Origin of the sequence: Marinobacter suaedae, from assembly GCF_030519635.1 — a bacterium.
GTDB lineage: Bacteria > Pseudomonadota > Gammaproteobacteria > Pseudomonadales > Oleiphilaceae > Marinobacter > Marinobacter suaedae.
This window is the reverse complement of the sequence record NZ_JAUMIS010000002.1, coordinates 965,841-982,454: the sequence shown is the minus strand read 5'-3', so window position 1 is coordinate 982,454 and position 16,614 is coordinate 965,841. Positions and strand designations below refer to the sequence as shown.

Here is a 16,614-nt window from a genome sequence, read left to right as displayed (position 1 = left end):
GTACAAAGTGTTGATCAGCCGAAAGTGTGATTCTTCCTCTAATTCCCATGTCCGGTAAGGGTGACTGTGCGGTTCCCTTGTTCAGGGGAATTTCTGGTAAACTCTCGCCTCTTAATTTTTCGAACTAGTGAAGCTCAGATCGAATTCAAGCTTGATGAGGCGCCTATGACCACCGTAATCCGCCAGGACGACCTGATTGAAAGCGTCGCGGACGCGTTGCAGTTCATTTCCTACTATCACCCGAAGGATTTTATCCAGGGTGTTTACGAAGCGTATAAAAAGGAAGAGTCACAGGCGGCCAAGGACGCCATGGCCCAGATTCTGATCAACTCCCGCATGTGCGCCCAGGGGCATCGCCCGATCTGCCAGGACACCGGCATCGTGACGGTGTTTGTCAACATTGGCATGCAGGTTCAGTGGGACTTTGACAAGCCACTGGATGACGTGATTAACGAAGGCGTTCGCCGCGCCTACACCCACCCGGACAACGTTCTGCGCGCATCAGTACTTGCAGATCCGGACGGTAAGCGCCAGAACACCAAAGACAACACCCCTGCCATCATCCATTACAAGATGGTTCCGGGTGACAAAGTTGAAGTACACGTGGCAGCCAAGGGCGGCGGCTCCGAAGCCAAGTCCAAGTTCGCCATGCTGAACCCGTCCGATTCCGTTGTTGACTGGGTTCTGAAGATGGTCCCGCAGATGGGGGCCGGCTGGTGTCCGCCGGGTATGCTGGGTATCGGCATTGGCGGTACCGCTGAAAAGGCGATGGAACTGGCGAAGGAAGCCTTACTGGATCCGATCGATATTCATGAGCTGCAGGAGCGTGGTGCTTCCAGCCGTGCCGAAGAGCTGCGTCTTGAGCTGTTCGACAAGGTGAACGATCTGGGTATCGGTGCCCAGGGGCTGGGCGGTCTGACCACTGTTCTGGATGTGAAGGTGAAGGATTACCCGACCCACGCGGCCAACAAGCCGGTGGCGATCATCCCGAACTGCGCAGCCACCCGTCACGCGCACTTTACCCTCGATGGCTCAGGCCCCTCGCTGCAGACGCCGCCGAGCCTGGACGACTGGCCGGAAATTACCTGGGAAGTGGGCGAGAACGTGCGCCGGGTGAACCTGGATACGGTGACTCCGGAAGAGGCGAGAGAGTGGCAGCCGGGTGAAACCGTTTTGCTGTCCGGCAAGATGCTTACTGGCCGGGACGCCGCCCATAAGAAGATGGTCGACATGATCGAAAAAGGCGAAGAGCTGCCGGTCGATCTGAAAGGCCGCTTCATCTATTACGTGGGCCCGGTGGATCCGGTGCGTGAAGAAGTGGTTGGCCCGGCTGGCCCGACCACCGCAACCCGTATGGACAAGTTTACCCACACCATGCTGGAGAAAACCGGCCTGACCGGCATGATCGGCAAGGCCGAGCGTGGCCAGGTGGCGATTGATGCTATCCGGGAGTTTGGTGCGGTGTACCTGATGGCCGTTGGTGGCGCAGCTTACCTGGTGTCCAAGGCGATCAAGGATGCCGAGGTGGTGGCCTTCCCGGAACTGGGTATGGAAGCCATTTACGAGTTTGAAGTGGAAGACATGCCGGTGACGGTTGCGGTGGACTCCCGTGGGTCTTCCGTACACCAGACTGGCCCGGCCGAGTGGCACGAGAAGATCATCGCGGCCAAAGCCGTCTGAGTGATCGCGTGATGTTCGGAAAAGGGGAAGCTTCGGCTTCCCCTTTTCTGTGGCTGAATCAGGACGAGCAGCTGAGTGCCAGGCCCTTACCCGAATCCGGTGGCAGGGCTGCGAAGTGCTCGAAGTCCGGCCACTCATCGAAAGGCTTCGCCAGAACGGTGAGCAGATCCTGCATGGGGGAATAGTCCCCGGTTTTGGCTGCGTCAATCACCTGCTGCGCCAGGTAGTTCCTCAGAATGAATTTCGGATTGGCCGCAAGCATCGCTTTTTCCCGTGCTTTGCCGGCTCTTTCTTCCTGCTCAAGCCGCTCTTTATAGCTTACCAGCCAGTCGTCCGCTGCCTCCCGGTCCACGAACAGGTCCCGTACCGGCGATGGGCCGCGGCTGTGGAGGTGAGACAGGGCCCGGAAGAACGCGGTGTAGTCGACGCTGTGCCGGTGCAGCAGGTTGAACGTATCCATCACCAGTTTCAGGTCGCCGTCCTGCGCCTCTGCCAGCCCGAGCTTGTCACGCATGTTCTGCACAAAACGCTCGTTGTAGGTGGTTTCGTAGTGACGAAGGCTCCGGCGCAGTGCATCTTCATCCATGAGTGGCAGCAGGGCGTTGGCCAGATACTGACAGTTGGTATGGCCGATCTGGGGTTGGCGGTTGTAGGCGTAGCGCCCGCCCTGATCGGTACGGTTACAGATGTAGCCAGCGTTGAAGTCGTCCAGGAAGGCGTAGGGGCCGTAGTCGAAGGTTTCGCCAAGGATGGACATGTTGTCGCTGTTCATCACGCCATGGCAGAAGCCCACGGCCTGCCAGTCGGCGATGAGTCGGGCGGTACGTTTAGCCACGGATTCGAACCAGCTCTGGTAGCGCTCTTCTTCCGGAAGCTCGTTAAATTCCGGAAAGTGCAGGTCAATGACGTGGTCCAGCAGTGTTTTTACCGCCGCCTTGCCCATGTGATAAGAAGCAAACTCGAAATGGCCGAAACGGATATGGCTGGCGGTGACGCGCATGAGAGTGGCGGCGGTTTCGATGGTTTCCCGCTGGACCGGCTCGGTGGAGCTGGTCATGAAGAGCGCGCGGGTGGTGGGAATGCCGAGGCCTGCCATGGCTTCGCTGCACAAATACTCCCGGATGGTTGAGCGCAGAACCGCTCGGCCATCGCCGAACCGGGAGTAAGGCGTCTGGCCGGCACCTTTCAGGTGCCAGTCCCAGCGGCGGCCATCCGGCCCCACCGTTTCCCAGAGCAGCAGGCCCCGTCCGTCCCCCAGATCCGGGTTGTAGGCTCCGAACTGGTGACCGGTGTACTTCATGGCCACCGGATCCATGCCTTCCAACAGCTCGGCGCCGGCGCCCACCTTTGCCCACTCGTCGGGCTGGTCAGTCCGAAAGCCCATGTCTTCAGCCAACGCATGGTTGAAACACACGAGCCTGGTGTTTATCAGTGGTGTAGGCTGAACGCGGGTATAGAAACGCTCCGGTAGCCCCAGATAGCGATGTTCTACTCGGAAATCGTCATTGCTCATAAAGTGCCTGAACTCCCTTTGGTACGAAATCTGCTGCTACTGTTTTATAGGGACCACTCATCTGGTGAAAATCACGTGTCAGAACCTACATTGAATCAAACCGTCGCCGGCCTGATCGAGCAGGAGGCGCTCCCTAAAGATTACGAGTCCACCGTTGAACAGACCATCATGCCGCTGGTGGATTATGTTGTGGCCTTGCAAGCCAGGGCTCAGTCCCCGGTGGTGATTGGCATTCATGGTGCTCAGGGTACCGGAAAGTCCACACTGACGCTGTTCCTGCGGGAAATTCTCACCCGGCACCGTCATTGCCCCGCTGCCAGCTTCTCGCTGGACGATATCTACCTCACCCGGGCCGAGCGCCAGGAGCTCTCACAGCGAATACACCCTTTGTTTATCACCCGCGGCGTGCCTGGCACCCACGATGTGGCGCTGGGGCAGACGGTGATTGATCAGCTTCGGCTGGCCGATGCCGGCAGCGTTACGCCCATCCCCAGCTTTGACAAGTCCATTGATGATCGGTTGCCGGCCAGCCAGTGGCCGGGGCATGCGGGTGTGGCCAGCGTGATTCTGCTGGAAGGCTGGTGCCTCGGGGCCAGGCCAGAGCCGGAGGGGGCATTGGCCGATCCCATCAATGCACTGGAGGCCCACGAGGACCCCGAGGGCATCTGGCGGAGGTATGTGAATGACTGCCTGAAAGGCCCCTACTACCGCTTTTTCGCACAGCTGGATGCGCTGGTGATGCTAAAGGCGCCGTCGATGGAAAGTGTTCTGGAATGGCGCACTTTGCAGGAACACAAGCTGGCTGCAAAACTGAAAAATGCACCAAAAGAAGGCGGTCAATCCCATAGCGCACAGGCACTGCACATTATGAGCGATGACGAGGTGCAGCGCTTCATTATGCACTACGAGCGCGTGACCCGTTTCTGTCTCACTGAGATGCCGGAACGGGCAGACGTGCTGATTGATGTGGCTGAGGATCACAGCCTCAGCCTGCCCCATTTCAAGAACAAGTGAGGGAGGACCTGATGAACAAGCCCAGACTCGTAGTGATTTCGGATCTCGACGGTACGTTGCTGAATCACGATAACTACCGCTGGGACGCCGCCAGGTCAGCGCTTGAACGGCTTGAGGCAGCAGAGATTCCTCTGGTTCTCAATTCCAGTAAGACCGCGCCGGAGATCCGGGCGGTGAGGGCGGAGCTGGGTAACCAGGCGCCCTTCATCGTGGAAAACGGCGCGGCTGTGGTTATCCCGGCAGACACCTTCGGGAACCCGGAAGAGGACGTGGTGAATTTTGGGGCATCCCGGGCGCGGGTACTGGAGGTGCTGGGGACTCTTCGAGAGGACGGCGCCCAATTTCGGGGCTTTAATGACCTGTCCGCCGAGGCGCTCGGAGACATTGCCGGGCTGGATGTGGCGTCTGCCGAACGGGCCAAGGATCGGCTGGGAACCGAGCCGCTGTTATGGGATGGAACCGACGCCGAACTGGAGGAGTTCCGCACTGCGCTGAGGGCCGAGAATCTGCGACTGGTGCAGGGCGGTCGCTTCTTTCATGCCATGGGCATCTTCGACAAAGCGGATGGGGCCCGCTTTTTGCTGGAAAAATACCGGGAGCAGTATGGCGATCAGCCGATGGTGGCGATTGCCCTCGGCGACAGCCCGAACGACCAGCACATGCTGGAATCCGCCGATATCCCGGTGGTGATTCGGGGCGTCCATAGTGACGAGGTGCAGCTGCCATCATCCAGGCACGCCATGCGCTCGATCAAGCCCGGCCCGGAGGGCTGGAATGAATGCGTACTGAATCTTCTCTTTGAGTACGGGTATTGATACAGGAGAGCCACCGTGGGCGATTTCTACCAGAACGGAATAATTACAACACTGCATAACCTGGTCGATCGGCCGGTGGAAGACCTTGAAAGTGACCTGATGAAGTTCCGCAAGGAAAGGCCCATGTCGCTGGTGCTTCCCTCGCTGTATTCGGAACTCGAAGGGCCTGCCCTCAAGAACATTGTGCACGAGCTCACCAAGGTTCCCTACCTGGAGCAGGTTGTGATCGGGCTCGACCGGGCGAATGAGGAGCAGTATCGCCACGCCCTGGAATATTTCTCGGAGCTGCCGCAGAGCGACGTCAAGGTACTGTGGAATGATGGCCCCCGCCTGCGGTCCATTGACCTGACGCTGCGGGAGCAAAACCTGGCACCCACGGAAATGGGTAAGGGCCGGAACGTCTGGTATTGCTTCGGCTATGTGCTGGCTGCGGGTCTGAGCAAGTCGGTGGCGCTGCACGATTGCGACATCCTGACCTACTCGCGGGACCTGGTGGCAAGATTGATCTACCCGGTGGCCAACCCCGGTTTCAACTACATGTTCTGCAAGGGCTATTACGCCCGTGTGGCCGATAAACGAATGAATGGCCGTGTCAGCCGCTTGCTGGTCACACCCCTGATCCGCGCCCTGAAGAAAGTGTGTGGCGCCAATGACTTTCTGGATTATCTGGACAGCTACCGGTACCCGCTGGCCGGGGAGTTTTCCTTCCGCACCGATGTGATCAACGACCTGCGAATTCCCAGTGACTGGGGGCTGGAAATCGGTGTGCTGTCGGAGATGAAGCGCAATTACGCCACCAACCGTCTGTGTCAGGTGGACATCGCCGACGTTTACGATCACAAGCATCAGGATCTGTCACCGGAGGATGCCAGCCGGGGCTTGTCGAAAATGAGCATGGACATCTCCAAGGCCCTTTTCCGGAAGCTGGCGACCAACGGTGAAATCTTCTCAAGCGAAAAATTCCGCACCATCAAGGCCACCTATTTCCGGATTGCACTAGACTTCGTTGAAACCTACCAGAACGACGCCATCATCAACGGCCTGACTTTCGATCGACACAAAGAAGAGAAAGCGGTGGAGCTGTTCGCCCAGAACGTGATGCGGGCGGGGGCGTATTTTCTGGATAACCCCATGGATACACCGTTCATCCCGAGCTGGAATCGGGTCACCAGTGCGATTCCGGATATCAAGGAGCAGTTGTTCGAGGCGGTTGAGCGGGATAACGAGGAGTTCCGTCCATGACCCAGCCCCTCAGGGACAAGCTGGTGGCCATGCTTGACGTGGTCTACCCGGCCCTGGATTGCCAGTTCCTGGCTGACCAGTTGCTCAATACCATGGGGCTGGACCCGGGCATGCCGCCACCTCCGGCCCATCAGAACAACTGGGACGAGTCGGACATTATTCTCATTACCTATGCCGACACGGTTCAGAAGGAAGGGCAGAAGCCGCTGGTCACGTTGCGCCAGTTCCTGAATGACTGTCTGTCCGAGACCATTTCGGCGGTACATATCCTGCCGTTCTTTCCCTACAGCTCGGACGATGGCTTCTCGGTCATGGATTATCTGGCGGTCAATGAATCACACGGTGGCTGGGAGGATATTGAAGCCATTGCCCGGGATTACAAACTGATGGCGGACCTCGTGGTGAATCACATGTCCGCCCGCAGCCGCTGGTTCGAGAATTTCCGCAAGCGGATGGATCCGGGCAAGGACTACTTCTTCGAGGGCAATCCGAAGGATGACCTGAGTGCGGTGGTGCGCCCAAGAACCTCGCCCCTGCTCAACGCGGTGCAGACCGATGACGGCGAGCGTTACGTCTGGTGTACCTTCAGCGAAGACCAGGTCGATCTGAATTTTGCCAACCCTCAGGTGCTGATCGAGTTTGCTGCCATCATACGTTACTACCTGGAACGGGGGGTGGTTCTGTTCCGGCTCGATGCGGTGGCGTTCCTGTGGAAGGAGCCTGGCACGCCCAGCATCCACCTGCAGGAGACCCACGAGCTGATCAAAATCATGCGGCTGCTGATTGAGCATCACACCCCCGATGCCGTGGTCATCACCGAAACCAATGTGCCTAATCGGGAGAATCTCACCTACTTCGGTAATGCCAACGAAGCCCATGTGATCTACAACTTTTCGCTGCCGCCATTGCTGATCAATACCATGGTGACCGGTGACTGCCGGCACCTGAAAACCTGGTTGATGAGCATGCCTCCGGCCCAGCTGGGTACCACTTACCTGAATTTTATTGCCTCTCACGATGGGGTGGGGATGCGTCCCACGGACGGCTTGCTGGATGAGGACGAAAAGCAGCGCCTGATCAACACCATGACTTCGTTCGGCGGCAAGGTGTCGTACCGGCGTACGCCGGACGGCCTGGATCAGCCTTATGAGATTAACATTTCCCTGTACGATGCCCTGAAAGGCACTGTGCAGGGTGGCGCGGACCACTGGCAGCTCCAGCGCTTTATCTGCGCTCACACCATCATGCTGGCGTTGGAGGGGATTCCGGCGTTTTACATCCACAGCCTTCTGGCGTCGGTGAACGATCTGGAACGGATGGAAAACACCGGACGGCTGCGCTCGATTAACCGCAGCCAGTGGGAGATCGACAAGCTGGAAACCGAGCTGGAGAATCCCCTGAGCCACCACAGCAAGGCCTATCACGAACTGACCCGCCTGATCGCTATCCGGCGCAAGCAGCCTGCGTTTCACCCCAATGCCACCCAGTTCACCCTGCACCTTGGCCTGCAGCTGTTTGGCTTCTGGCGCCAGAGCATGCGCCGGGACCAGTCGATCTTCTGCATTCACAACATCAGTAACGAGGTTCAGCAGGTGGCCCTGAGCACCATCAATCTGATTGGCACTGATCACTGGCGGGATCTGATTTCCGGCATGACTATCGACGATCAGGCGGGCACCATCACCCTGAAACCCTACCAGAGCGTTTGGTTGTCGAATCGTGACTAGGGCACAATGCCCGCATGTCCGATTCGACCACCGCCCGCAAACCCAGAATACTTGTTCTTTCTGCCTACGACGCCGGCAGCCACCGGCGCTGGCGGGAGCAACTGGTCGCCGGCCTTGATGGTTATGAGTGGCACAGCCTGGCTCTGCCGCCACGCTACTTCCGCTGGCGGATCCGGGGCAACGCGCTGACCTGGCTCAATGAACCATTGCTAAATCAGCAATGGGATCTTCTTCTGGCCACCTCCATGGTCGATCTTGCCTCCATCCGGGGATTTCACCCCCATCTGGCGTCCATTCCCGCCGTTCTGTACATGCACGAAAACCAGTTTTCCTATCCGGAGTCCGAGGGGCAGCACCAGAGTGTGGACCCGCAGATGGTTAACCTTTACAGCGCGATTTCGGCAACGACGGTGGTGTTTAACAGTGACTGGAATCGTCGCAGCTTTCTGGCGGGCGTCGAGGCCCTTTTTCGAAAGCTTCCTGATGGGATTCCAGAAGGCGCACTGGAGAGGCTGACTGCAAAGTCACAGGTTGTTCCGGTGCCGGTTGAGGAGAGACTTTTCCGAGAGCGCCAGAGACCACCAGATACCGACTGCCCGCACCTGTTGTGGAATCACAGGTGGGAGTACGACAAGGGCCCGGACCGGTTGCTGATGTTGCTGGATGAATTGCGCCTGCAGGGGCAAAACTTCCGTCTGAGCGTGGTCGGCGAGCAGTTCCGGCAGCAGCCCGGGGAATTCGAGTCTATTCTTGAGCGGCATGGTGACCGCATCGTGTACTGGGGATTCCTGGCGGATCAGAGCCAATACGACAAGCTGCTTCAAGAGGCAGATGTTGTGATTTCAACCGCGGTGCACGATTTTCAGGGGCTGTCGATGCTTGAGGCCATGGCATCAGGGTGCCTGGCACTTGCGCCGGACCGTCTGGCCTATCCCGAGTATGTTCCCGCGTCGCAGCTGTATCCGAGCGTTTCCGGCCGGCCGGACAGGGAAGCTGAGGGTGCAGCGCGGCAGCTCGTGAATATGCTTGCATCCGGTTCGGTGGCTAGCGTACCTGACGAATGGCGCGAAAGTCGCCTGCTGACCGCATATGAGAAGATGATCCATACAACGCTGGAAACACATCGGTTATCCTGACGCAACGTTCCAAAGGCAAAGAGCTCAGACATGATGAAAGCAATCACGGTAAGCGGCGGTAAGCTGAACTGGGGAGACCACGAAACCCCGAAAGAGTTGCCTGCCGACCACGTGGAAATCGAGGTAGTCTGGACCGCCATCAACCGCGCCGACCTGATGCAAAGGGCCGGTCTTTATCCGCCTCCTCCCGGGGCATCCGAGATTATGGGGCTGGAGGTCAGTGGCCGAATTGCGGCTGTTGGGGAAGAAGTGGCAGAGTTTGCCGTCGGCGATGAGGTCTGTGCCCTGCTGACCGGCGGTGGTTACGCCACCCGGGTGACGGTACCTGCCGTGCAGGTGTTGCCCATTCCCAGGGGATTCAGCCTCCGGCAGGCTGCTGCGATCCCGGAAGTGTTTGCCACCGCCTGGCTGAATCTATACATGGAAGCCGGTTTGAAGCCGGGGGAGCGGGTTCTCCTGCACGCCGCTGCCAGCGGATTGGGCACTGCGGTTATCCAGCTGGCGACGGCCTTTGGCAACCCGGTCTTTGCTACAGCCGGCAGTGCCGAAAAGCTGGAGGTATGCAAACAGCTGGGCGCGTCAGGCCTCTGGGATCGAAACGATGGTTCCTTCGTGGACGCGGTGAAGACCTGGGGTGGTGGCGTTGATATGGTCCTTGACCCCGTCGGCGGGAAGTACATCGCCGATGATCAGAAAGTTCTGAATGTGGATGGGCGGATTGTGCTGATCGGTTTGATGGGTGGCCGAATGGCGGAAGTGGATCTGGGACTGATGCTGGTTAAACGCCATCAGCTGATCGGCTCAACCCTTCGGTCCCGGACCGTGGAGGACAAGGGGCGGGTTATGCACGAGTTGCACAAGCGTGTCTGGCCCTTGCTGAGCGCCGGTCAGATTGAGCCCGTCATCGATTGCGACTGGCCTGTCACCGAGGCCGAGGAGGCCATGGCTTATGTCGCGGAGAACCGTAATACCGGTAAGGTGCTGCTGAAAGTCTCCGATTAGCGCAGCTGGTGTGCTGTCCTGTGTGCTCGGGAGGAGGATTACTTGGGGGCCTTCTCACCGAGCCAGGTCTGCGGAACCACAAAAATCCTGCGAACCTCGCGCCATTGCCCCCTGGTTCGATCCTGTTCGAGCTCCGCGAACAGCCGCGGCACCCGGAGCTCGTCGACAGAGTTCAGTCGTTCGTTTGTGTCGTCAGGGCTCGGCGGCTGGTTTTGTCGCCACGGGCCTACCCAATGGGGCTTTCGAAGTTCAATCCAGTGTGATGTATCCATGGTTTCCGCGTCCCTGGCGTAAACCCACCAGCCCCTGAGGTGATCAGCCGGCGCGTCGGATGGCGGATTCAGAAATTCACCGAGCGGATAGAACAGGTATCCTGGCATAAAGAGGCGGCATGGAAGCGGGCCTTTTATTCCATGCATCGCCAGGGTTTCTATCCCCTCGGGTTCTTCGGTACGTCTGCTCTGGTGGTTGATCAGCAGATCCCGTTTCAGGTCCAGCCGGTCCCGGGCGTTTGGGCCAAACCACTTTGCGTCACCGTTCCCATTCCCATTCGGAACGCCCAGATAGTACTTGATGGCGATTTCATGGTGTTCAATCCGGTCGTCTGTGGTGTTTTGAACGACGAAATCCAGCTCACCCAGGGTCCGGCCCTCGGACTGGATTTGCAGATTCTTGAGCAAAACCTGCCAGCCGAGGAGATCAGTCAGGAGGACCTCGTAGAGTTGCTCAAAATAATAACCCAGGCGTTTGGGCGGCGACTCCATTCGCAGGCGCTCGGGCATGCTTGACGGGTATTTATCCCAGTGCGTCAGCTTTTCCTGGTACTCCGGCGTCAGATGCTCTGAAGGCTTGAACACAGATCGCCCCTTAATCAGTTGAGGGGCGGTACAGAGCCAGGCCAGGTGCCGCACGGCCGGGTGGTTGAAGTCAAAGAGTTCCGTGGTATGTTCGCGGCTGTTCATTGTTTCAGAATACCCTAAACTTTGAGGTTGGTAAGGGGCTCTCGAAACTGAATTCCGTACCACCAACGAGGTGTCCTGATATGCAATACCTTCACACTATGATCCGGGTTTCCAACCTGGAGGAAACGCTGCACTTTTTCTGTGATCTGCTGGGGATGAAGGAGATCAGTCGCAAGAGTAGCGAGAAAGGCCGCTTCACTCTGGTGTTCCTCGCGACCCCCGATGATGAAGCGCGTGCCCGGCAAGACAAGGCGCCCATGATCGAGCTGACCTACAATTGGGATCCCGAGGAGTACTCCGGGGGGCGGAATTTTGGTCATCTTGCGTATCGCGTTGATGATATCTACGCACTGTGTGAACACTTGCAGGCGAATGGGGTAACCATTAACCGCCCCCCGAGAGATGGTCATATGGCGTTTATTCGCACGCCGGATAATATTTCCATTGAACTGTTGCAAAAGGGTGAGGCCTTGCCGCCGAAGGAACCCTGGGTCAGCATGGAAAATACCGGAACCTGGTAAGCGTCCAGGGAGTTGGACAACCAGGGAGCTCATTCATTTCGTAGGTAATGCAAGATCAGGGAGATCTGTTAATAACATGGAACGTTTTATGGAAGATTGGCAAGGATGCCTGTCCCCCGAATGCCAGGTAGCACTGGTGCAGGCGCGGGACGGGGTGCATCAGCGCGGTGGCTCGGTTGTCACCGCCGAGGATTATCTGCTGGCACTGCTGGAATCCTGTACCTCGGTAACCGCCTTCTTGCACCGGGCCGGAGTGGATCTCGATGAACTGGTGAGAACCGTTCAGTGTGAACAGCCGGTGGTGACGGAAGTCGGCCGGGAAGGGTTTCTGTCGTCCCAGCTACTGGCCTGGTTTGCAGAGGCCAGGGAGGTTTGCGACCAGTCCTGGCTTGATTGGAGTGTTCTGCTTCGGGTACTGGTCTCGGGAATGGAGCGCCTGCGTGACAAGGCCTACGTGGCGGTTCTTGAAGTGGTAGTGACCTGGCCCGATGCCACCGCTCTGCTGCCTCACGATGCATCGAAGGATCCCTCTGTCCCATTGGTCGTCACTGACAGCGACTGGCTCCTGGTTGCCGAGGATATAACTGTCTCGCTGGCCTCATCGCCGCAATCGCTGGTCTGGCTCACGGGAGTCCGTGGGGCAGGTAAGTCCAGCCTGCTTCAGTTTGCCCTCGGCGAACTGGCGTTGGACCATCGTGTTGTGAATCCGAGGACTGACCAGAACCTGTTCGAATTGGCACGGTGTCAGGAGAGTGAGGGAACCGACTCTCTGGCTTCTGCCTCTGTGCTGGTTCTGGATAACTGCTCCCCGGCCGACCTTATGGTTCTCGTCGAACGCACAGAAACGCAGTTGTTGGATGTGCTTGCCAGCTGGCAGGGGCCAATATTGCTGGTGGGAAATTCATCCAGCCCTGCCGACTGTTCGCGGCTGGAGCACTGGTTGGGGCGGCTGATTGACGTGATTGATACGCCTTCAACGAGTGCTGGCCAGAAAGAGGCCATTCTCGTGGCGCATCAGCCCTTGATCGAAAAACGCTGGCAGATCGAAATCCCTGTTTCAGTGATTCGGTATGCCGCAAGTTGCCGGGATCCTTCTGTTATGTGGCCCGGTGACCTGCTGCGTTGGGTGGAGCGGGCAGCTGCGCGGCTGGATCTGTTTGCCCGACGTGGTTCGGGCGAATCGATGGCAATGTCGGGGCAGCTGGAGTCGTTGCGCCGTCAAGCTCTGTTGGAATTGGCTCGTCGTGAACCTGCCAGTGCCATTGCGGCTTCCCTCGATGAGCTGCAGTTGAGCAAAGCGGCGGTTGAAGTCGCCTGGTTCGAGCGCAAGGCCGCCGGCACGCTCAGGCACTTAAGCGTGGATGATTTGAGCAGCGAGCTGGCTCGATGGGTTGCAGCAAAGCGTTGACCGGTTCAGTATTGCCGGCAGAATCGTAATCAGGTTGGAGACACAACGGGTGAAGGATCTGGAGATTTATGTCCGCGACCTCGAGGTAGGCGCGGTATCCCAGTGGTTGGAGGGGCAGCTGGACCAGTTGGAACTGGATGACAGTCAGGTGGACTCCGTCATCAAGGGAACGGCCCTGTTTCAGGGGGCTGGTCTGCGAATTACGCTGTATCCCGGTGCGTTTGGAAAGCGGTTTACATCGCTGGTGATGGAAGGTGAAGCACTGCCCTGGTCGTCCGACCTGGACTGCGCACGCAGCGCATGGCGGTCTTTGGATACCGAAGTCCGGTGCAGCCCCGGAGACTGGATGGAAGGGGACCCGGTTGAAGATGAAAAGTGGTGGCGCCTCGATCATCGAGGGGAGCACCTGGTTAACTGGAACTAAAAAAGGCAGCCCGAGGGCTGCCTTTTTCGTGATTGGCGGCGTGATCAGTCGCTGAGAATAGACACGTTGTCTGCCTGCAGGCCCTTGTCGGCCTCAACCACATTGAAGCGCACCAGTTGACCCTGGCGCAGGACACGGCGGCCGCGACCGCGAATGGCGCGGAAGTGAACAAACACTTCGTCACCGCTGTCACGCACGATGAAGCCGAAGCCCTTTTTCACATTGAACCACTTAACAGTGCCTTCTTCGTCACCCTCTGGGGTGCTGTCGTCATAGTCGTCGTCCTCCTCGTAGTTCTGCTGGGCCGACTGGTATGTGTTTCTGCGTGCGGTTTGTTGCTTACCTGCCAGTGCTGCAACGAGGAAGCCGGCAATACCAAAAAGAACAAAACTGATCAGGTAGGCTGCGATACCCCGGTTGCTGCCCAGAGCCTCGACCAGGTCACCGGCGGCAATCAGTCGAAGGGGTTCGGGGGTGTAGGAAAGCAGGGTAGCCAGAATCAGTGGTGCGGGAATGGCGATCAGGATGGCAACGAGGATCGCTTTGGCTGGATTACGCATTGACTGAACTTTCTCCATTTTTGTAACGCTAACGATAAAGAACCGGATGTCGGGTAAACTCTGACACTCGGTCGGTGAAAACCGCCGGCCATCCGAACCGTGGAGACACTGGCGGGCAAAAGCGGCATGATACCAGATTATTCCGAACGCTGACCAAGGGGATAATCGTTGTTGTCTTAAGCAATTACGTCAGCCACGGAGTCCTGACGGGGAGCGTTTGACTAGCTATGACGGATAAAAATCTCGAAACCAGAATGGACGAACTGGAAGTGCGTCTGGCCTTTCAGGACGATATTATCAACACCCTCAGTGATCAGTTGGCGAAACAGGAGCTGGAGTTGCGCGAATTGTGGGAGGCCAAGCGCTTGCTGCACAAGCAGGTCAGGGAACTCTCGCCGTCAAACATCAAGAGTGAGGAAGACGAAACGCCGCCTCCCCACTATTGATTCCGCTTCAGGCGAGCAGTTCGATGAGGATCTGCTCGTAGATCTGCGAGAGCGTGTCCAGATCCTCAATACTCACGCATTCATTCACCTTGTGAATCGTCGCATTGATAGGTCCCAGCTCTACCACCTGAGCGCCGGTGGGTGCGATGAAGCGGCCATCGGATGTGCCACCCGACGTAGACAGCTCTGTATCCCGACCGGTGACCTTGCTGATAGCCGCCTGAGTGGCTGACACCAGAGCACCTTTGTCGGTAAGGAACGGGCGTCCGCTCAGTTGCCACTTCAAATCGTACTTCAGGTTGTGGCGGTCCAGGATCGCCACGACCCGCTCTTCCAGGCTCTCTGCTGTGCTTTCAGTACAGTACCGGAAGTTGAAGTGCACCAGGCATTCACCCGGGATTACATTGCTGCCCGTGCCGGCTTCCACTTTGGTGATCTGGAAAGTCGTAGGCGGGAAAAAATCGTTTCCACCGTCCCAGAATTCATTGGCCAGGGCGTCGAGGGCCGGCGCCACTGAATGAACCGGGTTTTCCGCCAGATGCGGATAGGCTACGTGGCCCTGAATGCCATGAACGGTCAAATGGCCGTGTAATGAGCCCCGGCGACCGTTCTTGATCACATCGCCAACCTCTTTGGTGCTTGAAGGCTCACCAATCAGGCACCAGTCGATCTTTTCGTTGCGATCTTCCAGGGTTTTAACCACCTTGACGGTACCGTCCAGCGCCGGGCCTTCCTCATCGCTGGTGATAAGCAGGGCGATAGAACCCCGGTGTTCAGGATAGGCGGCGACGAAACGCTCACAGGCCGTAACGAAGGCCGCCAGGCTGCCCTTCATATCCGCTGCTCCGCGGCCCCAGAGGTAACCGTCTTTAACGACAGGATCGAACGGAGCGTGATCCCAGTTTTTCTCGGGACCGGTAGGCACCACATCGGTGTGGCCGGCAAAAGCGAGCACCGGGCCCTCTGAGCCCTTCCGGGCCCAAAGGTTGTCAACCTCGCCAAAACACAGTTTCTCTGCGTTGAAACCCAGAGGTGCAAGCAGGGACATCATCAGGTCCTGGCAGCCGGCGTCTTCGGGAGTCACCGATGGCCGGCTGATCAGGTCCCTGGCAAGTTTGAGGGTGGGGGAATCAGTTGTTTGCATGCAGCTCTTCGTTCAGCTCGATGGCGGACTTGTTGGTCTTGCACTCCACGGCGCCAGTCTGGCTGTTGCGGCGGAAGAGCAGGTCCGGCTTGTTGGCGAGATCGCGGGCTTTAATGACTTCGACCAGTTCGTTGTGGTCGTCCAGCAGTGCCACTTTAGTGCCGGCGGTAATATAGAGACCGGCTTCGACGGTGCAGCGATCGCCCAGCGGGATGCCGATACCGGCGTTGGCGCCGATCAGGCAGTTCTCGCCAACAGAAATGATAATGTTGCCGCCGCCAGAAAGCGTGCCCATGGTGGAGCAGCCGCCGCCCAGGTCAGAGCCCTTGCCGATCATCACGCCGGCAGAGATGCGGCCTTCGATCATGCTGGTGCCTTCTGTGCCGGCATTGAAGTTGATGAAGCCTTCATGCATCACGGTGGTGCCTTCACCCACGTAGGCGCCGAGGCGCACACGGGCGGTGTCTGCAATGCGCACACCGCTCGGAACCACGTAATCGGTCATCTGCGGGAACTTGTCCACCGATTTCACTTCCAGAGTGTGGCCTTCAATACGGGCCTGCAGTTGGCGTTCCGGAAGTTCTTCCAGGTCAATGGCGCCTTCGCTGGTCCAGGCCAGGTTCGGCAGCAGGCCAAAGATGCCGTCCAGCTTCAGGCTATGGGGCTTGGCCAGACGGTGGGAAATCAGATGCAGCTTGAGGTACACCTCTGGCGTGCTGGAGGCCGCATCGTCGGTATCAAGGATGGTCACGGCGACGGGGCGAGAGCTCTGGGATGCCTTTTCCGCCAGAATGGCCTGCGTGGTTTCGCCGGCCCGGCGCAGGGCGCTCGCCAGTTCTGACAGCTGTTCCGCTTTTGCCTGAATGGCCTGGTTGCCGCCCTGATAGCCCAGGGTGTTGCTCACCACTTCCATCAGGACACTGCCGGGGGCCATAACCGGCTGCTGGTAAAAAACCTCCAGCCAGTCGCCCTTTTTGTTCTGGGTGCCGATACCGATTCCGAATGCGAAACTCATCAGGT

The 16,614-nt window shown here is 58.2% G+C and carries 16 protein-coding genes; 11 read left to right on the top strand and 5 right to left on the bottom strand.

The window, feature by feature from the left end; translation table 11 throughout:
• Window positions 1-165 precede the first annotated feature (165 nt).
• Window positions 166-1,680, top strand: coding sequence for a fumarate hydratase (locus tag QVZ43_RS13345; RefSeq protein ID WP_302910325.1), 1,515 nt, complete (start codon window positions 166-168; stop codon window positions 1,678-1,680).
• 58 nt (window positions 1,681-1,738) lie between these two features.
• Here the strand turns inward: QVZ43_RS13345 and QVZ43_RS13340 are convergent, their stop codons facing one another.
• The gene (locus QVZ43_RS13340) at window positions 1,739-3,193 is read right to left on the bottom strand and encodes a protein adenylyltransferase SelO (protein ID WP_302910324.1); all 1,455 of its coding nucleotides are present in this window, start codon (window positions 3,191-3,193) and stop codon (window positions 1,739-1,741) included.
• Window positions 3,194-3,268: 75 nt separating this feature from the next.
• On the opposite strand from QVZ43_RS13340, the gene QVZ43_RS13335 reads away from it, so the two are divergent.
• From QVZ43_RS13335 to QVZ43_RS13310, 6 genes are read left to right on the top strand one after another with little or no spacing between them, the layout of a single operon-like run.
• Window positions 3,269-4,207, top strand: a complete 939-nt coding sequence (locus tag QVZ43_RS13335) for a hypothetical protein (protein WP_302910323.1) — start codon at window positions 3,269-3,271, stop codon at window positions 4,205-4,207.
• 11 nt (window positions 4,208-4,218) lie between these two features.
• On the top strand, window positions 4,219-5,022 hold the full coding sequence (locus QVZ43_RS13330; protein WP_302910322.1) for an HAD-IIB family hydrolase: 804 nt from the start codon (window positions 4,219-4,221) through the stop codon (window positions 5,020-5,022).
• Between the two features lie 15 nt (window positions 5,023-5,037).
• The gene (locus tag QVZ43_RS13325; protein WP_223793084.1) at window positions 5,038-6,264 is read left to right on the top strand and encodes a glycosyltransferase family protein; all 1,227 of its coding nucleotides are present in this window, start codon (window positions 5,038-5,040) and stop codon (window positions 6,262-6,264) included.
• On the top strand, window positions 6,261-7,991 hold the full coding sequence (locus tag QVZ43_RS13320; protein ID WP_302910321.1) for a sugar phosphorylase: 1,731 nt from the start codon (window positions 6,261-6,263) through the stop codon (window positions 7,989-7,991). Before QVZ43_RS13325 ends, QVZ43_RS13320 begins: the two co-directional genes overlap by 4 nt.
• A 14-nt stretch (window positions 7,992-8,005) precedes the next feature.
• A complete protein-coding gene (locus tag QVZ43_RS13315; RefSeq protein ID WP_302910320.1) occupies window positions 8,006-9,127 on the top strand; it encodes a tRNA-queuosine alpha-mannosyltransferase domain-containing protein in 1,122 nt (373 codons plus the stop codon).
• 33 nt (window positions 9,128-9,160) lie between these two features.
• The gene (locus tag QVZ43_RS13310; protein ID WP_420890930.1) at window positions 9,161-10,129 is read left to right on the top strand and encodes an NAD(P)H-quinone oxidoreductase; all 969 of its coding nucleotides are present in this window, start codon (window positions 9,161-9,163) and stop codon (window positions 10,127-10,129) included.
• 38 nt (window positions 10,130-10,167) lie between these two features.
• On the opposite strand, the gene QVZ43_RS13305 is transcribed toward QVZ43_RS13310, so the two are convergent.
• Complete coding sequence (locus tag QVZ43_RS13305; RefSeq protein ID WP_302910318.1) at window positions 10,168-11,091, bottom strand: DUF1853 family protein; 924 nt, start codon at window positions 11,089-11,091, stop codon at window positions 10,168-10,170.
• An 80-nt stretch (window positions 11,092-11,171) separates the two neighbouring features.
• On the opposite strand from QVZ43_RS13305, the gene QVZ43_RS13300 reads away from it, so the two are divergent.
• The 3 genes from QVZ43_RS13300 to QVZ43_RS13290 all read left to right on the top strand — a co-directional run bounded on the left by QVZ43_RS13300 (window position 11,172) and on the right by QVZ43_RS13290 (window position 13,444).
• A complete protein-coding gene (locus QVZ43_RS13300) occupies window positions 11,172-11,612 on the top strand; it encodes a VOC family protein (RefSeq protein ID WP_302910317.1) in 441 nt (146 codons plus the stop codon).
• Between the two features lie 88 nt (window positions 11,613-11,700).
• Window positions 11,701-13,020, top strand: a complete 1,320-nt coding sequence (locus tag QVZ43_RS13295; RefSeq protein ID WP_302910316.1) for a hypothetical protein — start codon at window positions 11,701-11,703, stop codon at window positions 13,018-13,020.
• 49 nt (window positions 13,021-13,069) lie between these two features.
• Complete coding sequence (locus QVZ43_RS13290) at window positions 13,070-13,444, top strand: hypothetical protein (RefSeq protein WP_302910315.1); 375 nt, start codon at window positions 13,070-13,072, stop codon at window positions 13,442-13,444.
• A gap of 44 nt (window positions 13,445-13,488) precedes the next feature.
• Here QVZ43_RS13290 and QVZ43_RS13285 read toward each other — a convergent pair whose 3' ends face one another.
• Entirely contained in the window at window positions 13,489-14,004 is a 516-nt protein-coding gene (locus QVZ43_RS13285; protein ID WP_302910314.1) for a cold-shock protein, read from the bottom strand.
• A 227-nt stretch (window positions 14,005-14,231) separates the two neighbouring features.
• Between QVZ43_RS13285 and QVZ43_RS13280 the strand changes: the two genes are divergently transcribed.
• A complete protein-coding gene (locus QVZ43_RS13280) occupies window positions 14,232-14,450 on the top strand; it encodes a SlyX family protein (RefSeq protein WP_223793092.1) in 219 nt (72 codons plus the stop codon).
• A 7-nt stretch (window positions 14,451-14,457) separates the two neighbouring features.
• On the opposite strand, the gene dapE is transcribed toward QVZ43_RS13280, so the two are convergent.
• Both dapE and dapD read right to left on the bottom strand, forming a co-directional pair.
• Window positions 14,458-15,594 (bottom strand): succinyl-diaminopimelate desuccinylase, encoded by a 1,137-nt coding sequence (dapE, locus tag QVZ43_RS13275; RefSeq protein ID WP_302910313.1) that lies wholly within the window; start codon window positions 15,592-15,594, stop codon window positions 14,458-14,460.
• Entirely contained in the window at window positions 15,581-16,609 is a 1,029-nt protein-coding gene (dapD, locus tag QVZ43_RS13270) for a 2,3,4,5-tetrahydropyridine-2,6-dicarboxylate N-succinyltransferase (RefSeq protein WP_302910312.1), read from the bottom strand. Before dapD ends, dapE begins: the two co-directional genes overlap by 14 nt.
• Window positions 16,610-16,614: the final 5 nt, after the last annotated feature.